Annotated in this window: 11 protein-coding genes; 6 read left to right on the forward strand and 5 right to left on the reverse strand. The window is 64.1% G+C overall.

Annotation, left to right across the window (positions count from 1 at the left end; all coding sequences use genetic code 11):
* Positions 1 to 13: 13 nt before the first annotated feature.
* Positions 14 to 1,516 carry an aldehyde dehydrogenase gene (locus WKC72_RS20635; RefSeq protein ID WP_370178747.1) on the reverse strand — a complete coding sequence of 501 codons (1,503 nt, stop codon included), beginning with the start codon at positions 1,514 to 1,516 and terminating at the stop codon, positions 14 to 16.
* A 280-nt stretch (positions 1,517 to 1,796) separates the two neighbouring features.
* Here WKC72_RS20635 and WKC72_RS20640 point away from each other — a divergent pair, with 280 nt between their 5' ends.
* Complete coding sequence (locus WKC72_RS20640; RefSeq protein ID WP_370178750.1) at positions 1,797 to 2,528, forward strand: GntR family transcriptional regulator; 732 nt, start codon at positions 1,797 to 1,799, stop codon at positions 2,526 to 2,528.
* A 75-nt stretch (positions 2,529 to 2,603) separates the two neighbouring features.
* Here the strand turns inward: WKC72_RS20640 and WKC72_RS20645 are convergent, their stop codons facing one another.
* Complete coding sequence (locus WKC72_RS20645) at positions 2,604 to 2,726, reverse strand: LuxR C-terminal-related transcriptional regulator (RefSeq protein ID WP_370184427.1); 123 nt, start codon at positions 2,724 to 2,726, stop codon at positions 2,604 to 2,606.
* Positions 2,727 to 3,271: 545 nt separating this feature from the next.
* Between WKC72_RS20645 and WKC72_RS20650 the strand changes: the two genes are divergently transcribed.
* The 4 genes from WKC72_RS20650 (at position 3,272) to WKC72_RS20665 (ending at position 7,737) form a co-directional block, all read left to right on the forward strand.
* A complete protein-coding gene (locus tag WKC72_RS20650) occupies positions 3,272 to 4,585 on the forward strand; it encodes an MFS transporter (RefSeq protein WP_370178753.1) in 1,314 nt (437 codons plus the stop codon).
* A 126-nt stretch (positions 4,586 to 4,711) separates the two neighbouring features.
* Positions 4,712 to 5,491, forward strand: a complete 780-nt coding sequence (locus WKC72_RS20655) for an alpha/beta fold hydrolase (protein WP_268790341.1) — start codon at positions 4,712 to 4,714, stop codon at positions 5,489 to 5,491.
* Between the two features lie 59 nt (positions 5,492 to 5,550).
* The gene (locus tag WKC72_RS20660; protein WP_268790342.1) at positions 5,551 to 6,294 is read left to right on the forward strand and encodes an SDR family NAD(P)-dependent oxidoreductase; all 744 of its coding nucleotides are present in this window, start codon (positions 5,551 to 5,553) and stop codon (positions 6,292 to 6,294) included.
* A gap of 78 nt (positions 6,295 to 6,372) precedes the next feature.
* Positions 6,373 to 7,737: an MFS transporter gene (locus WKC72_RS20665; RefSeq protein ID WP_370178759.1), complete on the forward strand. Its 1,365-nt coding sequence runs from the start codon at positions 6,373 to 6,375 to the stop codon at positions 7,735 to 7,737.
* Positions 7,738 to 7,780: 43 nt separating this feature from the next.
* On the opposite strand, the gene alr is transcribed toward WKC72_RS20665, so the two are convergent.
* Positions 7,781 to 8,974 (reverse strand): alanine racemase, encoded by a 1,194-nt coding sequence (gene alr / locus WKC72_RS20670; RefSeq protein ID WP_370178762.1) that lies wholly within the window; start codon positions 8,972 to 8,974, stop codon positions 7,781 to 7,783.
* 243 nt (positions 8,975 to 9,217) lie between these two features.
* Here alr and WKC72_RS20675 point away from each other — a divergent pair, with 243 nt between their 5' ends.
* Positions 9,218 to 12,694: a protein kinase gene (locus tag WKC72_RS20675; protein ID WP_370178765.1), complete on the forward strand. Its 3,477-nt coding sequence runs from the start codon at positions 9,218 to 9,220 to the stop codon at positions 12,692 to 12,694.
* A 6-nt stretch (positions 12,695 to 12,700) separates the two neighbouring features.
* On the opposite strand, the gene WKC72_RS20680 is transcribed toward WKC72_RS20675, so the two are convergent.
* Both WKC72_RS20680 and WKC72_RS20685 read right to left on the reverse strand, forming a co-directional pair.
* Complete coding sequence (locus tag WKC72_RS20680; RefSeq protein ID WP_370178768.1) at positions 12,701 to 13,960, reverse strand: MFS transporter; 1,260 nt, start codon at positions 13,958 to 13,960, stop codon at positions 12,701 to 12,703.
* Between the two features lie 95 nt (positions 13,961 to 14,055).
* Positions 14,056 to 14,802: a GntR family transcriptional regulator gene (locus WKC72_RS20685; RefSeq protein ID WP_370178771.1), complete on the reverse strand. Its 747-nt coding sequence runs from the start codon at positions 14,800 to 14,802 to the stop codon at positions 14,056 to 14,058.
* Between the last annotated feature and the right edge of the window lie 2 nt (positions 14,803 to 14,804).

The following is a 14,804-nucleotide window of genomic DNA, read 5'->3' on the forward strand; positions in this document are numbered from 1 at the left end:
GTTCGAGGGGAATTCAGCTGTGCATGGTCCAGACGGACTTGGTTTCCAGGTATCCGTCGAGGCTGTCCGGGCCCAGGTCGCGGCCGTAGCCGGACTGGTGGAATCCGCCGAAGGGAGCCGCCGGATCGGTCAACCCCCACCCGTTGACATAGACGGTCCCGGCCTGCAGTCGGCGGGTCATCGTCTGGACGGTGTTCACATTCTTCGTCCAGATGCCCGCGGCCAAGCCGTAGTCGCTGGCATTCGCGCGCTCGATCACCTCGTCGATGTGGTCGAAGGTGAGAACGACGACGACCGGACCGAAGATCTCCTCACGGGCGCATTCCATGTCGTCAGTCGCGTTGGCGATGATCGTCGGGGGGTGGAAGTGTCCGGTCAGATCGTCGAGTATCTGCGCGCCCTGATAGATCGTGGCGCCCTCTTCCTTTGCGCGCTGGACGTATCCCCGGACACGCTCGAGTTGCGCTTTGTTGGCCAGGGGGCCGAAGTCGACGCCCTCCTCGATGCCGGGTCCGATCCTCAACTGGCCGGCGATCGTGGTGAGTTGCTCGATGACCTCGTCGTGAATGTCGTTGTGTACAAATAATCGCGATGGGGCGCTGCAGGTTTGGCCGGAGTGCCAGAAGATGCCACCCGCAGAACCGCTCACCGCCTCCTGCACATCGGCGTCGGGAAGGATGATGTTGGCGGACTTGCCGCCCAGTTCGAGCGTCACCCGTTTGACGTCGTCCGCGGCTTGGCGGGCGATGTGCTTGCCGACCTTCGTCGAGCCGGTGAACGTGAGCTTGTCCACCCCGGGATGGGTGACCAGTGCTTGCCCAGCGGTTCCGCCAGTGCCGGGGACGACGTTGAGCACGCCGGGGGGAAGTCCGGCCTCGGTGGCCAGCTCCGCCAGCCACAGCGCCGACAGGGGCGTTTCCTCGGAAGGCTTGAGGACAATCGTGCACCCGGACGCGAGAGCGGGACCGATCTTCCATCCGCACAGCAGAAGCGGGAAGTTCCACGCGGTGATCGCGCCCACCACCCCGACCGGTTCACGTTCGGTGCGTATGTGAATGTTGGGATGAGATACCGGGACGGTCGCACCGACAATCTTGGTGGGCCAGCCGGCGTAGTAGTGAAATGCTCGGGCGGCGAATTCGACATCGATATTTCGTGCTGCGCCGAGAACCTTTCCTGCATCAAGGACCTCGAGCTGAGCGAAGTCGTCGGCGTGCTGGTAGATCAGATCGCCGATTCGGTGGAGGATACGTCCGCGGTCGAGTGGGCTCATCTGTCGCCAGGGAGCGGACTCGGCGAACGCGCGCCGGGCGGCCTCGACCGCGTCGGCGACGTCGTCCACCCCTCCCGAGGCCGCAACCGCAATCTGGCGCCCGGTTGCCGGGTCGAAGACGGGAAGCTCCTCGCCGTCGAGCGCTGCGCGCCGTTCGCCGTCGATGAAGACGTGCGGCGCCGCGTCCAAACGCTTGACGACAGCCGAGGAGAGCAGGTGATCAGTCGTTGCGATGGTTGTCATCGTGCCTCTCAAATGGATATTTGATACATCAGGTGTGACTCACGTTACGTCAAGACGCCCACGAAGTCGAGTACGGCCTGGACGGTGTGGAAACGCGATATGCAGAACTCGGCGGGCCGAGGACGGATAGTTTTGAAAACCTGCTGTTCAGGTCGCTGGTGTAGTGCGTCGGCGGGGGAAATGCGCGGGTGTGGCGTGTTGCCGAGGGCGATGTGCCCGCTACCTCCGTCGACCGCGTTACACTAGCGATTGTTGATGATTGATCAAATTAGGAGTCGATATGGCCACGTCCGACGCTGAGGTCGAACTGTCGAACCGTCGTGCACGGAACGGTGGCAGGAGTGAGGATGCTCGTCCTCATGTCTCGCGGCGGAACATGAGTGGTCAGGTCGTCGACTACATCAAGAACATGATCTTCGACGGGTCGCTGATCCGGGGGCAGCGAGTGCCGCAGGACCAAATCGCTAAGGACCTCGGGGTCAGTCGCCTGCCGGTTCGGGAAGCGCTCATCACTCTCGAGGCCGAGGGATTGATCGACTCCGAACCTCATCGTGGTTCTTTCGTCGTTCCCATCTTGCGCGAGGACATCGACGATCACTACCGGATCTACGGAATGGTGCAGGGGCTCGCATCGCGGCGCGCAGCGTCGCGGATCACGCAACCAACGCTTGCCCGGCTGCAGGAGCTGCACGAGGGCATGCAGGCGAGCGATGATCCTGATCTATTGCACAACCTGAACTGGGAGTTCCACGCTCTCATCAACCAGACCGGTGGCAGTCGGCGCCTGTTGTCGGTGCTGCGGCAGCTGGCCAAGAACCTGCCACGGGCCGTGTACGAGGCACCCCCGGGGGCGAGCCCGGAAGCCAATCGGGGGCACCAGAAGATATTGGACGCCTTGAGGAGTGGAGACGCGGCAGCGGCGGATGCCGCATCTCGCGAACATGTCCAGTTCGAGGGGGAGTACGTGATCGCCAAGCTCAAGCGCGATGGGATCCTCGCCGACGACGCCTAGTGGCAGGCACAAACTTGTCAGTTCTACGTCGTTCACGGCCTGGCCGGCAGGTGGCCGGGTACGGCGGGGCGAGTGTCAGCGAGTGGGGCATGCGATTCGCGGCTGGCGCAACACCAGTGCAATGACTTCTGCCCGTGTGCGCACGCCCAGCTTGCGCAGGATACTGCTGACGTGAAAGCGCACGGTGCTCTCGGCGATGTAGAGCTGCTATCCGATATCGCGGTTGGACGAGCCCGCGACCAGGCACCCGAGCACGTCGCGCTCTCGGCCGCTCAATGATGGCCAGGATGCTGAACCGCCGGTGCCATGGATGTCTTTTGGAACCGCGACGAGCTGACTGAGGATGTCGAGAGCCACACAACGGGCGGCCTGGTCGTCCAGCTCGTCCGATCGCAGTGCCGTCACTGCGCGGTGGACAGCGGAACACCTCACGGCACCGGGAACTGTCTCGTTCCGCGCATAGCAGTCGGGACAGGATGTCGACACCTATACCCCCTTCCTAAGCACTGCCGCGTCACGAAGCTCGGATTGTATCAACTATCCGTGCGCTTCTCAGCGGGTGTGGGGTGAACGTCCGGCAGGCTTGTCGAACATCGCCAGTTCAACCGTCCTTTCAGGGGAGAGGGGACGAATCGTTGGCCGTAAGACTTGATAAGTGATACAAAAAGACGCACACTTTGTGGCGCGCGCCACAGCGTGTTCCCCTCCTCCTCGATCGCCCCTCGACGTCACCAGGAGATCCGATGACAGAAATAGCCGTTGACGATGGTTTGCGCGAGAGACCGCCAGCCACTCCTGCCTCGGAGGGGCCGCTGAGGCCCTATCACTGGGCCGTCATGGTGCTCGGCGTGCTCGGTTACGCGACCATCGCGGCCGACGCCGCAATCTTCCCCACCAGTTACCCCCTCGTCCAGCAAAGCCTGGGATTCTCCGACAGCGCTGTCGGATACATCTATGCAGCCGGATTCTTCACCTGCGGTGTCATCGCTATGTTCTTCATCGGCCCCATGACCGACCGGTTCGGCCGTAAGCCTCTCTTCATAGCGGCTATCGCGATTTGCTCGGCGTTCACGATTCTGACTGGCTTCGCCTGGAACACAGCATCATTCGGTGTCATGCGGTCGATCGGAACCATCGGTTATGTCTCCTGGGGGCTGGCCACCGTACTCATTGCGGAATCGGTACCCGCGAAGCATCGCGGATGGATGACCGGGACCGTGCCAGTGGGGTGGGCCATCGGATTCGGATCGTCGGCGTTCTTCTCCGAACACATCGCCGCCGGCATGGGATGGCGGGCGGTGTTCTGGATCGTCGGCACACTCCCCTTGGTCTTCGGTATCGCCGTCTCCTTCGTCATCAAGGAAACACCGCACTTCCAGGATCTCCAGCATGCCCGTCGAACTGGGGCGAGCAGGTTCCACATCGACGTCGCTAAGACGGAGAAGAGTGTGCTCGCTCAGCTGTGGGCAGCCGATATGCGTCGCCGCACCATCGGCGTCACCGTGTTCTTCCTCTTCATCGTGCCCCAATACGCCATCATGTCCTACTTCGGACTGAGCTTCATGCAAGCGAAGGACATTTCGTTCCTCGAGGCCAACCGTGCGATCAGCTGGGCGAACTGGCTCGGTATCGTCACCATCCTCGCCGCCAGTTTCCTCACACGGGGCAAAGGTGCCCACTACACCCTCACCGCCGTCGGAGTGCTCGGATCTATATGCGCCATCTTCATGGTGTACCTGGCGACACCGTCGACGATCGTGCCCTGGTTCATCGTGTACGTCTTGATCACCATCGGTCTCTGGGGCGGATCCTCGAATTTTCTCCAGGAAGCCTTCCCCACGCGTATCCGTGGCACGGGCGGAGCATGGGGTTCGGGCATGCTGTGGGCCAGCTACGGAACTCTCGCACTCGTCGTCGCCCCGCTGCTGACCCTCTACAGCTGGAATGTGCTGGTCATCGTCTTCGGTGCCGTGCTGCCGCTGATCGCGTTGGTCGGCCTGTGGCTGGTCCCGCAGCCGAAGGCGCTCAACTCCAACCTCGAAGACCTGGTGCACTGACATGCGTTGCTGCACAACCGGGACCAACCGGAGCATTGCGACCCCGCCATCGAACAAAATCCCCTTGTGCTACCCCACCGGCCACTGGCCGAGCGACACGATGCCCTGGCCCGAAGGAAAGAACCGATGAACGTTTTCGACGTCGAAGATCACGGACACGGCCCAGCAGTGCTTTTCAGCCACGGCACGCTCCTGGATCGGACCATGTACGCCGCGCAAACCGCTGCTCTGGCCGATCGCTACCGAACCATCGCCTATACCAGCAGGGCCGGAACATCGGAATACGCCACCGCGTACGACCTCGACTCGCTGGTCTCCGATTGCCTGGAGGTGGCCGCGCGAGCAGGAGTCGACCGATTCGCGCTGGTGGGAATGTCGGTGGGCGGGTTCATGGCGATCGAGTTGGCCCTGAAGTACCCAGAACGGCTGGCCGGGCTGGTCCTGATGGACACGATGGCAGACGCCTACACCAGCGAGGAGAAGGCTCAGTTCGCCGAAGTGTTCCTGCCCATGAAGAGCGAAGACCCCATCCCCGCGACCTTCGCAGAAACTTTCATTCCTATCATTTTCGGCCCGCAGGCCGTCGCGAACCGTCCCGACTTGATCGATTCGTGGGTGCGCAAGTGGCGAGCGAGACCATCGCGGTCGGTGTGGGGCGAATACAACTCGTGGATCAGCAAGAGCGAACGCCTCTCCCGCCTGTCCGAGATAGAGATCCCGACCCTCATCGTGCACGGTGAGGAGGACAACGGCATCGACATTGCAGCTGCCGAACGGATGCATGCCCGGATACCGGGATCAGCTTTCGCCCGAATCCCCGGCGCGGGCCACCTGGTGACTGAGGAAAACCCCGACGCCGTATCAACGGCGCTGGCCAGCTTCCTTGACGCCCTTCCGCGTTGGTAGGCCCGACCGCACAGCCTCGCCCACCCCACACCACCGACGACCCTGAACATGGACACCGAATGAAACCCACCACCCTCGATAACGACGTCACGATCATCTCCGGCGGCAGCCGCGGCATCGGCGCCGCCATCGTCCGGACACTGAGCGAGTACGGCAGTGCGGTCACCATCGCCGGCGGGTGCGCCGAGAGCGGCCGTCGACTTGCCGACGAACTGGGTCCACGATGTCACTACATCCCACATGACGTCACCGACGAACAATCCTGGCAGGACGTCATCGACCGCACCGTCGACCGGCACGGCAAGGTGACGGCACTGGTCAACAATGCGGGCATCTACAAACCGGAAGGCGACATCGAGAACACCAGTCCCGAGAACTTCAACTCCCATTACCGGGTCAACCAACTCGGAGTCTTTCTCGGCATGAACGCCGTCGCGGGGCTGATGAAGGCAGCCCGCCACGGCAGTATCGTCAACATCTCCTCCATCGCCTCCCACCGCGCCTACCCCAACCAAATCTCCTACACCACAACCAAATGGGCGGTTCGAGGTATGACCAAAGCTGCCGCAGTGGATCTCGGACAGTTCGGCGTCCGGGTCAACTCGGTTCATCCCGGATTCATCGATACCAGCATGCTGGACGTTGTTCCCGACTCACAACGAGAGGCCGTGGTCAGCGCGACACCACTCGGGCGCCTCGGCCAGACCGATGAAATCGCAGCATCCGTGGCCTACCTTGTCTCCCCGTCGAGCGGCTTCGTCACCGGCGCCGAACTCGTGATCGACGGCGGACTCTCCGCATGAACGTCGCCCACTCCCAGCCCCCGTGCCAACACGTCACCACGACTACTCCCTCGAGCCATTTTCCTGGAGGAACCCATCATGCGCGTGACTGAAAAACGCTCCACCACAAAGATGCTGCGGGTTACCGCAGCAGGATTCGCCGGCACTGCCCTCGAGTACTACGACTTCTTCCTGTACGGCACCGCCGCAGCCCTCGTGTTCGGGCCCTTGTTCTTCCCGTCATACAGCCCGCTAGCGGGGACCCTCGCCTCCTTCGCGACTTTCGCGGTCGGATTCCTGGCCAGGCCGTTGGGCAGTGTTCTCTTCGGCGGAATGGGGGACAAGGTCGGTCGGCGCAAGACGCTCGTGTTTTCGCTGTTGATGATGGGCACCGCGACGGTTCTGATCGGCGTACTTCCGACATTCGAGCAAGTCGGCTGGTTCGCTCCGCTCCTGCTGGTCGCCCTCCGATTCGTGCAAGGCATCGCGATGGGCGGAGAGTGGGGTGGAGCTGCTCTGATGCTCGTCGAGCATTCACCCCCGCACCGGCGCGGGCTGTACGGAAGCACCGTTCAGATGGGGGTACCCGGCGGACTCCTGCTGTCGACCATCGCCATCACCGTCAGTGACCACATCTCCGGCGACGCTTTCGGCACCTGGGGATGGCGGATCCCATTCCTGCTCAGCGCCGTCCTCTTCGCCATCTCGATGTTCATTCGCCTCGGCGTCGAGGAAACTCCGGACTTCACCGAACTGCAGACCGCCTCCGCCCAGCAAAGCACCCCCGTGCGCTCACTCCTGCGCAATCAATGGCGGGAGGTCGGGCTGGCCGCAGGCGTCATCGCCCCTGGAGGCATCCTGTTCTATCTGGTGTCCACCTACGCCGTCTCGTACGGCACCACGATCTTGGACATCAGCCGCACCACGATGCTCAATGCGCTGCTCGCCGCATCGATCGTCTACTTGATCTGCCTGCCGGTATCCGGTCATCTGAGTGACCGGTTCTCCCGCCGCATCGTCCTTCTCGTCGGGTGCTTCACCGCTCTGTTCGGAGGTTTCGTGCTGTTCGCGCTGATGAACACCGGGTCGGGCTGGGCCGCGTTCTTGAGTATCACCTTCATGCTGGCGGTGGTGCACTCGGCACTGCAAGCCCCGCAGCCGGCCTTCCTAGCGGAGCGATTCAGTGTCGACGTCCGGTTCAGCGGCGTCGCGTTGAGTCAGGCGCTGTCAGTCAGTGTCATCGGTGGCACCGCCCCCTTCATGGCGACGTTGTTCTACAGCTGGACACACTCCACCTGGCTGATCTGTACCTGGCTCGCACTCTGGAGCGTGGTTGGGGCCCTCTCGACGATCGCGCTCAGCAGGCGACCATGCGCGATCGACGGTGCCGAACAGCGACCGGCAGATACCGACCGAGAACCCCGACTCGGTGCGTCACGACAACTGACTGGCACCCACGAGTAGTTCCGTGGACGCCCGTAGCTCCGCGGACACCGCATCCGCGGAGCTATGCGCAGGGGGAGCCCGGCGCGCCACCGACATAACGCCACTCGATCCGACCACGCAGTCCGCCGAGAATCTCGGCGGGCGTCGTCCCGAGCGCGTGAGCCCACCGCTGCGCACCCGCGGTGCTGCCAGCGGTTCCCCCGAACAACACGGCGCGATCTCCTTCCACCACATCGGTGTCCGTCCCGAGGTAGACCAGTATCTGATCCATGCACACCCGCCCGACCTGAGGGCGCCACCTACCGCCCAGCAGCACCGACATACGGCCACCCAGCGCACGCGGAATCCCGTCCGCGTACCCCACCGGCAGCAGTGCGATCGAACAGTCCCTCTCTGCCACCCACCGGAACCCGTACGAGACCCCGTCGCCCGCAGCGATCTTCTTCACCAGCGCCACCTCCGCCGACAACGTCATGGCCGGAAGCAGTTCCGCTTCGAGGGCAGAACCGGTTGGCGCGACGCCGTACAGACCGAGATCGGCGCGGACCAGGTCGAAGCGTAAGTCACTGCGCTGCAGCGCCTGCGCGCCGGCGAGATGGGCGGAATCGAAGGTCACCCCGGCTGCGCGTGCGAACCGTAAGTACTCGAGAAAATGGGCGCGGTCTCGATCCACCACAGCGTCGGCATCAGTGTCGTCGCCGGTCGACGAGTAGATGCCGCGAACGTGCACCGTCCCCTCCGATTGAGCTGCGCGTAGCGACCGGATCAGTTCTGCCCAGTGCGGGACCAGCTGTGGGGGACGTCGGCAGTCGACGGCCACCTGGACCGTCGCAGTTGTCCCGCGCCGTGCCGCCGCCATCACGGCCGCCACCTGATCGGCGGATTCAACCGTTACGGCGATGCCGGTTCGGATTCCTGCGTCGAGGCAGTCCTCTCCGTTCCCACATACCGGCGCGAACGCCAGGATCGGGGCGCCGATACCGGCCCGGCGAAGTGCGCACCCTTCATCGATCGTCCGAACCCCCAGTTCCCGCGCCCCAGCCGCCAAGGCGGTGACCGCGACCGGCACCGCACCGTGGCCGTACGCGTCAGCCTCGACTACCGCCATCAACGACGCCGTCCCGGCCCGAGCGGCCAGGGCCTTCGTGTTCCGGGAGGTGGCGTCCAGGTTCACACAGGCCTCGATCACCGGTCGACGGCCCTCCAGAGATGCGGCGCCGGGAGCGACATCGGTCTCCGATTGGAAAGCTGACACGGTTCTGGCCCTCGATTCAATGGCAAGTGCCCACCCCAACAGGGGTGGTGGGGGAGGACGGATAGTGCCTCGGGCGAGGCTGCGAATTCTGCCTGACACCTTACTCGGCCACACCTCGGTCGTCGGGCCTGCAATTCGACCGCGTTCAGTCCAGTTCGGTCGACGGCCAGATTATCCTCGATTCAGAGGGCGAGGTGGGTGATGAGCCGATTCAGGGCACCAGATGCCGGTCCGAGGTGACAGATGGCCGAGACCGATCCGGGGGCAACACAGCGCGACCAGACTCCAGACATCGCCACGGAGCTGGCGGCGGAGGGATTCGAGTGCGCCACCGAGATCGGACGGGGCGGCTTCGGGGTGGTGTACCGCTGCGAAGAGCGGACTCTCGATCGCGTCGTCGCGGTCAAGGTGCTCACCACCTATCACGACTCGGAAGGCGTGGCCCGCTTTCTCCGTGAGCAAAAAGCAATGGGACGCCTGTCCGGGCACCCCAACATAGTCACAATTTTTCGCGTCGGAACGACGGGCGCCGGCCAACCGTACCTCGTCATGCACTACCACGAGCCGGGCTCCCTCCAGGCACTGATCGAGTCGGGGCCGATTTCCTGGACCCGTGTCCTGCACCTCGGTATCAAGGTCGCCGACGCGCTCGAGGCCGCCCACCGACAATCCATCCTGCACCGAGACATCAAACCCGCGAACATCTTGATCGACACCTTCGGAGAGCCGCAGCTGACAGATTTCGGCATCGCCCGCATCACCGGCGGATTCGAGACCACGGCCGGTGTGGTCACCGGATCACCCGCCTACACCGACCCCGACGTTCTGCTCGGGCATCCCCCCAGCCCAACCGGCGACATCTATAGCCTCGGAGCGACCCTGTTCAGCGCGCTCACCGGACACGCGGCCTTCGAACGGCGCAGCGGTGAGCCTCTGATCGCTCAGTTCCGGCGCATCACAAATCCGACCGGTCCCTTACTACGTGACTGGCGGGGAGACATCCCCGAGGAACTCTGCACTGCGATCGAGCATGCCATGGACCGCGATCGCGGCAACCGTCCCAGCGCGGCAGCCGAATTTGCGGACCAGTTACGCCGCGTCCACCACAACTCCGAGAGCAGCGCACCCGAGGGGATCGCGCCAGAATTGAGCGCCGACCCGGAACACAATTCATCAGCATCCGGTTTCCAATCCCAGTCACCGCACTCGCGGACGCCGACACCCTCCGGTCGGTACTCGGCACCTCCCACGCCCACCACCAGATTCCGACCACCACCACCGAGCCGCACCCTGGTCTCCCGTGCCCGCCTGATGCAGGCTCTCCACACCGATCGACGGCGGCGCCTGGCCGTGATTCACGCACCCACCGGCTACGGAAAAAGCACCACGGCGGCACAGTGGCTCCGTCAGCTCGCCGACGAGGGCATTGCCACCGCATGGTTGACCGTCGACCGAGACGACAACAATCCGCTGTGGTTCCTCGCACATCTCATCGAAGCCGTCACCACCGCATTGCCGGCCGTGGCGACCGACTTGCGGGACACCTTCGAAGCACACGGTGACCACGCATGCCCGCACGTGCTGACAACGCTGATCAATACACTGCACGATCAGGACCAACACCTGGCCCTCGTCGTCGACGACTGGCATCGGGTCTCGGATCCCTCGAGTGTGGCGACGCTGACGTACCTACTGGACAACGGGTGCCACCACATCCAGGTCATCGTGACCAGTCGCAGCAAAACAGGACTGCCGATGAGCCGAATGCGCGTTCTCGACGAACTGGTCGAGATCGATTCGGCAGTACTGCGATTCGACGAAGAAGAAACGCGCACCTTCCTCACCGAAACATCGGGAGTGGACCTGGCGACAAGTGACATCGCCAACCTGGCGAGGTCGACCGACGGGTGGGCCGCCGCCATCCAGCTGGCGTCGCTATCTCTGCGCTCGTCCGCGGACCCCGCCGGCTTCATCGAACACCTCTCGGGCCGCCACCAAGCGATCGGAGATTTCCTCGCCGAGAACGTCCTCGACTCCATCGACACGGACACACGCGCATTTCTGCTGGCCACCGCCATTCCCGACCGCATCTGCGCCGACCTCGCCTCCACCCTGACCGACGTGCGACGCGGACAGGCGATGCTCGAGCTGATCGAAGAACGCGACCTGTTCCTGCGCCGAGTCGACGACGAAGGACATTGGTTCCGCTACCACCACATGTTCGCCGAATTCCTGCGCGGCCGCCTCGACACCGACTTTCCCGGACGATCGGCGCAGTTGCATCGCTCCGCCTCCACCTGGTTCGCCGAGCACCACTTCCTCAGCGAAGCGGTCGATCACGCACTGCGTGTTGGCGATACGACCGGTGCGGTGGAACTGATCGAACGCGACGGGACGTATCTGCTCGAGCATTCGCAGATGTCGACGTTGCGTGGACTCGTCGACAAGCTGCCGATCGACAGCGCGGTATCGAATCCGCGGCTGCAGCTCGCCGCCGCCTGGTCGAACATCCTGCTCTACAACCCCGACCCGGCTCTGCAGGCACTCGACCGCGTCGATACCGCGCTCACCCACCGCAGCGACCCGGACACCCCCGCGCTGGCCGCCGAAGCGTCGGTGGTCAGAGCAGTCGTGGAATTGCGCGCCGACCGCGCCTCTCGCATCGACGACTTGGTGCGTCCGTGTCTCGATCGACCCGATGACCTCAGGCCGTGGGTCGTATCCGTCGCGGCGAACGTCGCGACGTTCGCCGCAATCTGCCAAGCGGACTATCGCGCCGCCTATGCCCTTCAGCAATGGGCCGCAACGTATCACCAGCGGAACAACGGACCGTACAACTCGGTGCACGGACACTGTTGGGTGGGTATAGCCGCCTTCGAACAACTCGACGTGAGCTTGGCGGAATCGAGTTTCCGAACCGCGATGAAGATCGCTCAGCAAGTGGATGGACGTCGGTCGTACACAGCTCGGCTGGCCGGGGGCCTGCTCGGTGAAGTTCTATACGAGAAGGGTCAGATCGTCGAGGCCGAGCGACTGCTCGACGACGGATTCGACCTCGGGCCACACGCGGGGGCCGTCGACTTGAAGATCACCCGGTACGTCGTCGGAGCCCGAATCAAAGCGATTCGCGGTGACCGTTCGGCGGCGGTTCAACGGCTGGACGAGGGCGCACGATTCTCCATGCAGATGCAGCTGCCGAGGCTCCACAGCGCCATCGTCAACGAAGCGGCGCGCCTGGATCTCGTCCTGCCGTCCTCAGATGCACAACCTGCGGACCTCACCTATGCCGAACGCGCCGAGCAAGTGTCCGGTCTCGACGAGGCGATCGCGCAGTACCGGGAGGAGGCGGCAATCCGGGGATTGGTGCGAACCGGATCCCCGGCGAATACCGACCTCGCATGCCAGTGGGCCAGAGAGTGGGTAGAGCGCCTCGCGGACAGCGAACGCCACCGGGCCGCGCTGCGGGCCCGCCGACTGCTGGCCGGCTGCCTCGCCGCATCCGGCCGCAGCGAAGAGGCCGGAAAGGTGCTCACCGAGGTGATAGCCCGCTGCTCGCAGGCCGGGTTGGTGCGGTTCCTCGCCGACGGGGGCGAACACGTCATGGACACCCTCCAACACATCGTCGACACCGACCATCCACCAACTCATCCGCCGCAATCGTCGGACGTGCCCCGCGATTTCTTGTTGGCGGCGCTCGCGGCCGATGCCGGCCTGACGTGAGACCCCCTACCGCAGGGGTGACACCGCATCGTCGGTGTCGTGTTGAACTGACCGTCGGGCCACGGTTCCCGCGGCAGAGAAGAGGATCAGGCCCGCCCCGATGGCGAGCCAGAGGGCTGCCGTAAGCATGCCGATGCCAAATCCCCACGGGCTGACCCCCGAAGCGAGTGCCGGACCGGCGCTGGCACCGAGGAAGGTAAAGGATCCGTACAGTGCCGTTGCGCCGCCGGTTTCTTCCGGATGTACTTGCGCCAGAAGTGATTCGACGATGGCCGACGCCGTAATGGCGATGGCCGCCACGAGCACCAGCACCGTGATCGACAAGGCAACCAGGGAACCTGACAGAACCGATCCGCCCGCAGACATCGCCGCCACACCCATTGCCGCCGCGCCCCGGCGGGCCGGTCGGCACCGCCTCAGCACCCGACCCAGAAATGGAATGACGAGCAGCGCCGGCACGGTGGCCAATCGCAGCACCTGCAGGGCCTCGGAATTTCCGGCAATTGAAGGCGGCCCCACCAGCGAGATGGTGGTGAAGACGCTGACATACGCCCCGAGGAAAGTGGCTGCAGCACTAAACAGCGCGACCAACCGCCACCTGCCCAGAATCGTCACCAGGACTCCGAAAAGCCGCGTACCACAGGGGTGGTCCCTGGGCCGCGCCCTCGGAACCAACGCAGCAACTGCCACGGTTGCCACCACGAGCGCGCCTGCGCCCACCACAAAGACCGCGCGCCAGCCAGCAGCAGCGGCGATCATCTGCGCAGCGACGGGAACGACCGCCGCAGCGGCGAGAAAACCGCTGGTCAAGCAGCTCAAAGCGAGTAGGCGGTGGCGCGGATCGATGCTCTCGGCGATATACGTGAACGCGGCCGGGGCGAAGGCGGCGGCTGCGCAGCCCTGCCCCGCGCGAGCGATCAACTCCAGAAGGAGCGTGGACGGCAGCGCTGCCAACAGTGTGGTGACCGCGGCGGCGAACAGGCCGACCGTCATCACGGTATGCGGCCCGAACCGCGACGCCAGCGGCCCCGCGGCGAGGAAGCCGAGAGCATAGGCGACGCCGAACACAGTGGAGGTTGCCGTCACGTGCGCAGGGTCGACACCGAAGGTAGCGCCCATTTGCGGAAGTAGCGCCAGTACCGAGTACATCTGTCCCACAGCGGTGATGGCCACAGCGGTGAGAATGACGATTACTCGTCCGGACGGGGCATATCGATCCCGGACTACGTTGATCGGACCGATGTCGGTGTTCGGCTGTAGGCCCACACCGCCTCCTTCGTGCGTTCCTGATAGGTGTGATGGTCGCGCCTATCGCTTCGTGGTGGCCCAGTAGCACACCGGGCACGGATCGTGGGCCCCCATCAGCGGCTCCGGCGCAGGTCCATCCGGTAGCTGTAGCGGCGGGGATTGAGTCGCGAGGTGGTGAACTCGACCGGCCGCCCCCCGGCGTCGTGGTACAGCCGCTCGATGAGCAAGACGGCGTCTCCCGCCGAGCATCCGATCAGCTCGCTCTCCGCCTCCTCGGCTTGGGTGGCGTGGATATTCTGGGTTGCGGAGACGATGCTCTCGGGTAGTAATCGCTCTGCCGATTGAATGATCGTGCTGTCGGTCTCCCACAGCCCACGCTCGATCACGTTGTCCGCCAATGAGGAAACCATGTAGTGCCGGGTCAAGGCGAAAGGCGAATGGTTGTAGCAGCGTTGGACGAGTGCGCAGCGGACGTCTGAGATATCCGCACCGAGGTGGCGGGCGATCGCGGGCTCGCTCACTCCCCGTCGGAAAGGCTCGAGTAACCGGGTGGTGGTGCCGGGCCAGCTCATGATTTCGTCGAGCGATCCGATTGCACGCTGGTAGCGACCTGAGTTCGTCTCGTGCCCAATCAAGTACGTTCCACTGCCCTGGACGCGGTGCACCATGCCCTCCTCGACCAGGTGACCGAGCGCTTGCCGGATCGTGTGTCTGCTGACGCCGAAACTCTGCCGAAGTTGGTCTTCGGTGGGCAGCTTGTCACCCACGGCGTACTCACCGCGTTCGGCTCGCCGCCGAAGTTGTTCGGCGACGAGCCGGTACGCGGGACGCCTGAGATACGAATGCGTCTCCACAATCACGC

This window comes from Rhodococcus wratislaviensis (genome assembly GCF_041228765.1).
In the GTDB taxonomy this organism is placed as follows: domain Bacteria; phylum Actinomycetota; class Actinomycetes; order Mycobacteriales; family Mycobacteriaceae; genus Rhodococcus_F; species Rhodococcus_F wratislaviensis.

What these genes read in the sequence shown, in the direction of transcription:
- WKC72_RS20640 (WP_370178750.1), top strand. Translation starts at nt 1,797, where the DNA reads ATGGCCACGTCCGACGCTGAGGTCGAACTGTCGAACCGTCGTGCACGG.
- WKC72_RS20675 (WP_370178765.1), top strand. Translation starts at nt 9,218, where the DNA reads ATGGCCGAGACCGATCCGGGGGCAACACAGCGCGACCAGACTCCAGAC.
- WKC72_RS20655 (WP_268790341.1), top strand. Translation starts at nt 4,712, where the DNA reads ATGAACGTTTTCGACGTCGAAGATCACGGACACGGCCCAGCAGTGCTT.
- WKC72_RS20665 (WP_370178759.1), top strand. Translation starts at nt 6,373, where the DNA reads ATGCGCGTGACTGAAAAACGCTCCACCACAAAGATGCTGCGGGTTACC.
- WKC72_RS20660 (WP_268790342.1), top strand. Translation starts at nt 5,551, where the DNA reads ATGAAACCCACCACCCTCGATAACGACGTCACGATCATCTCCGGCGGC.
- WKC72_RS20650 (WP_370178753.1), top strand. Translation starts at nt 3,272, where the DNA reads ATGACAGAAATAGCCGTTGACGATGGTTTGCGCGAGAGACCGCCAGCC.
- WKC72_RS20635 (WP_370178747.1), bottom strand. Translation starts at nt 1,516, where the DNA reads ATGACAACCATCGCAACGACTGATCACCTGCTCTCCTCGGCTGTCGTC.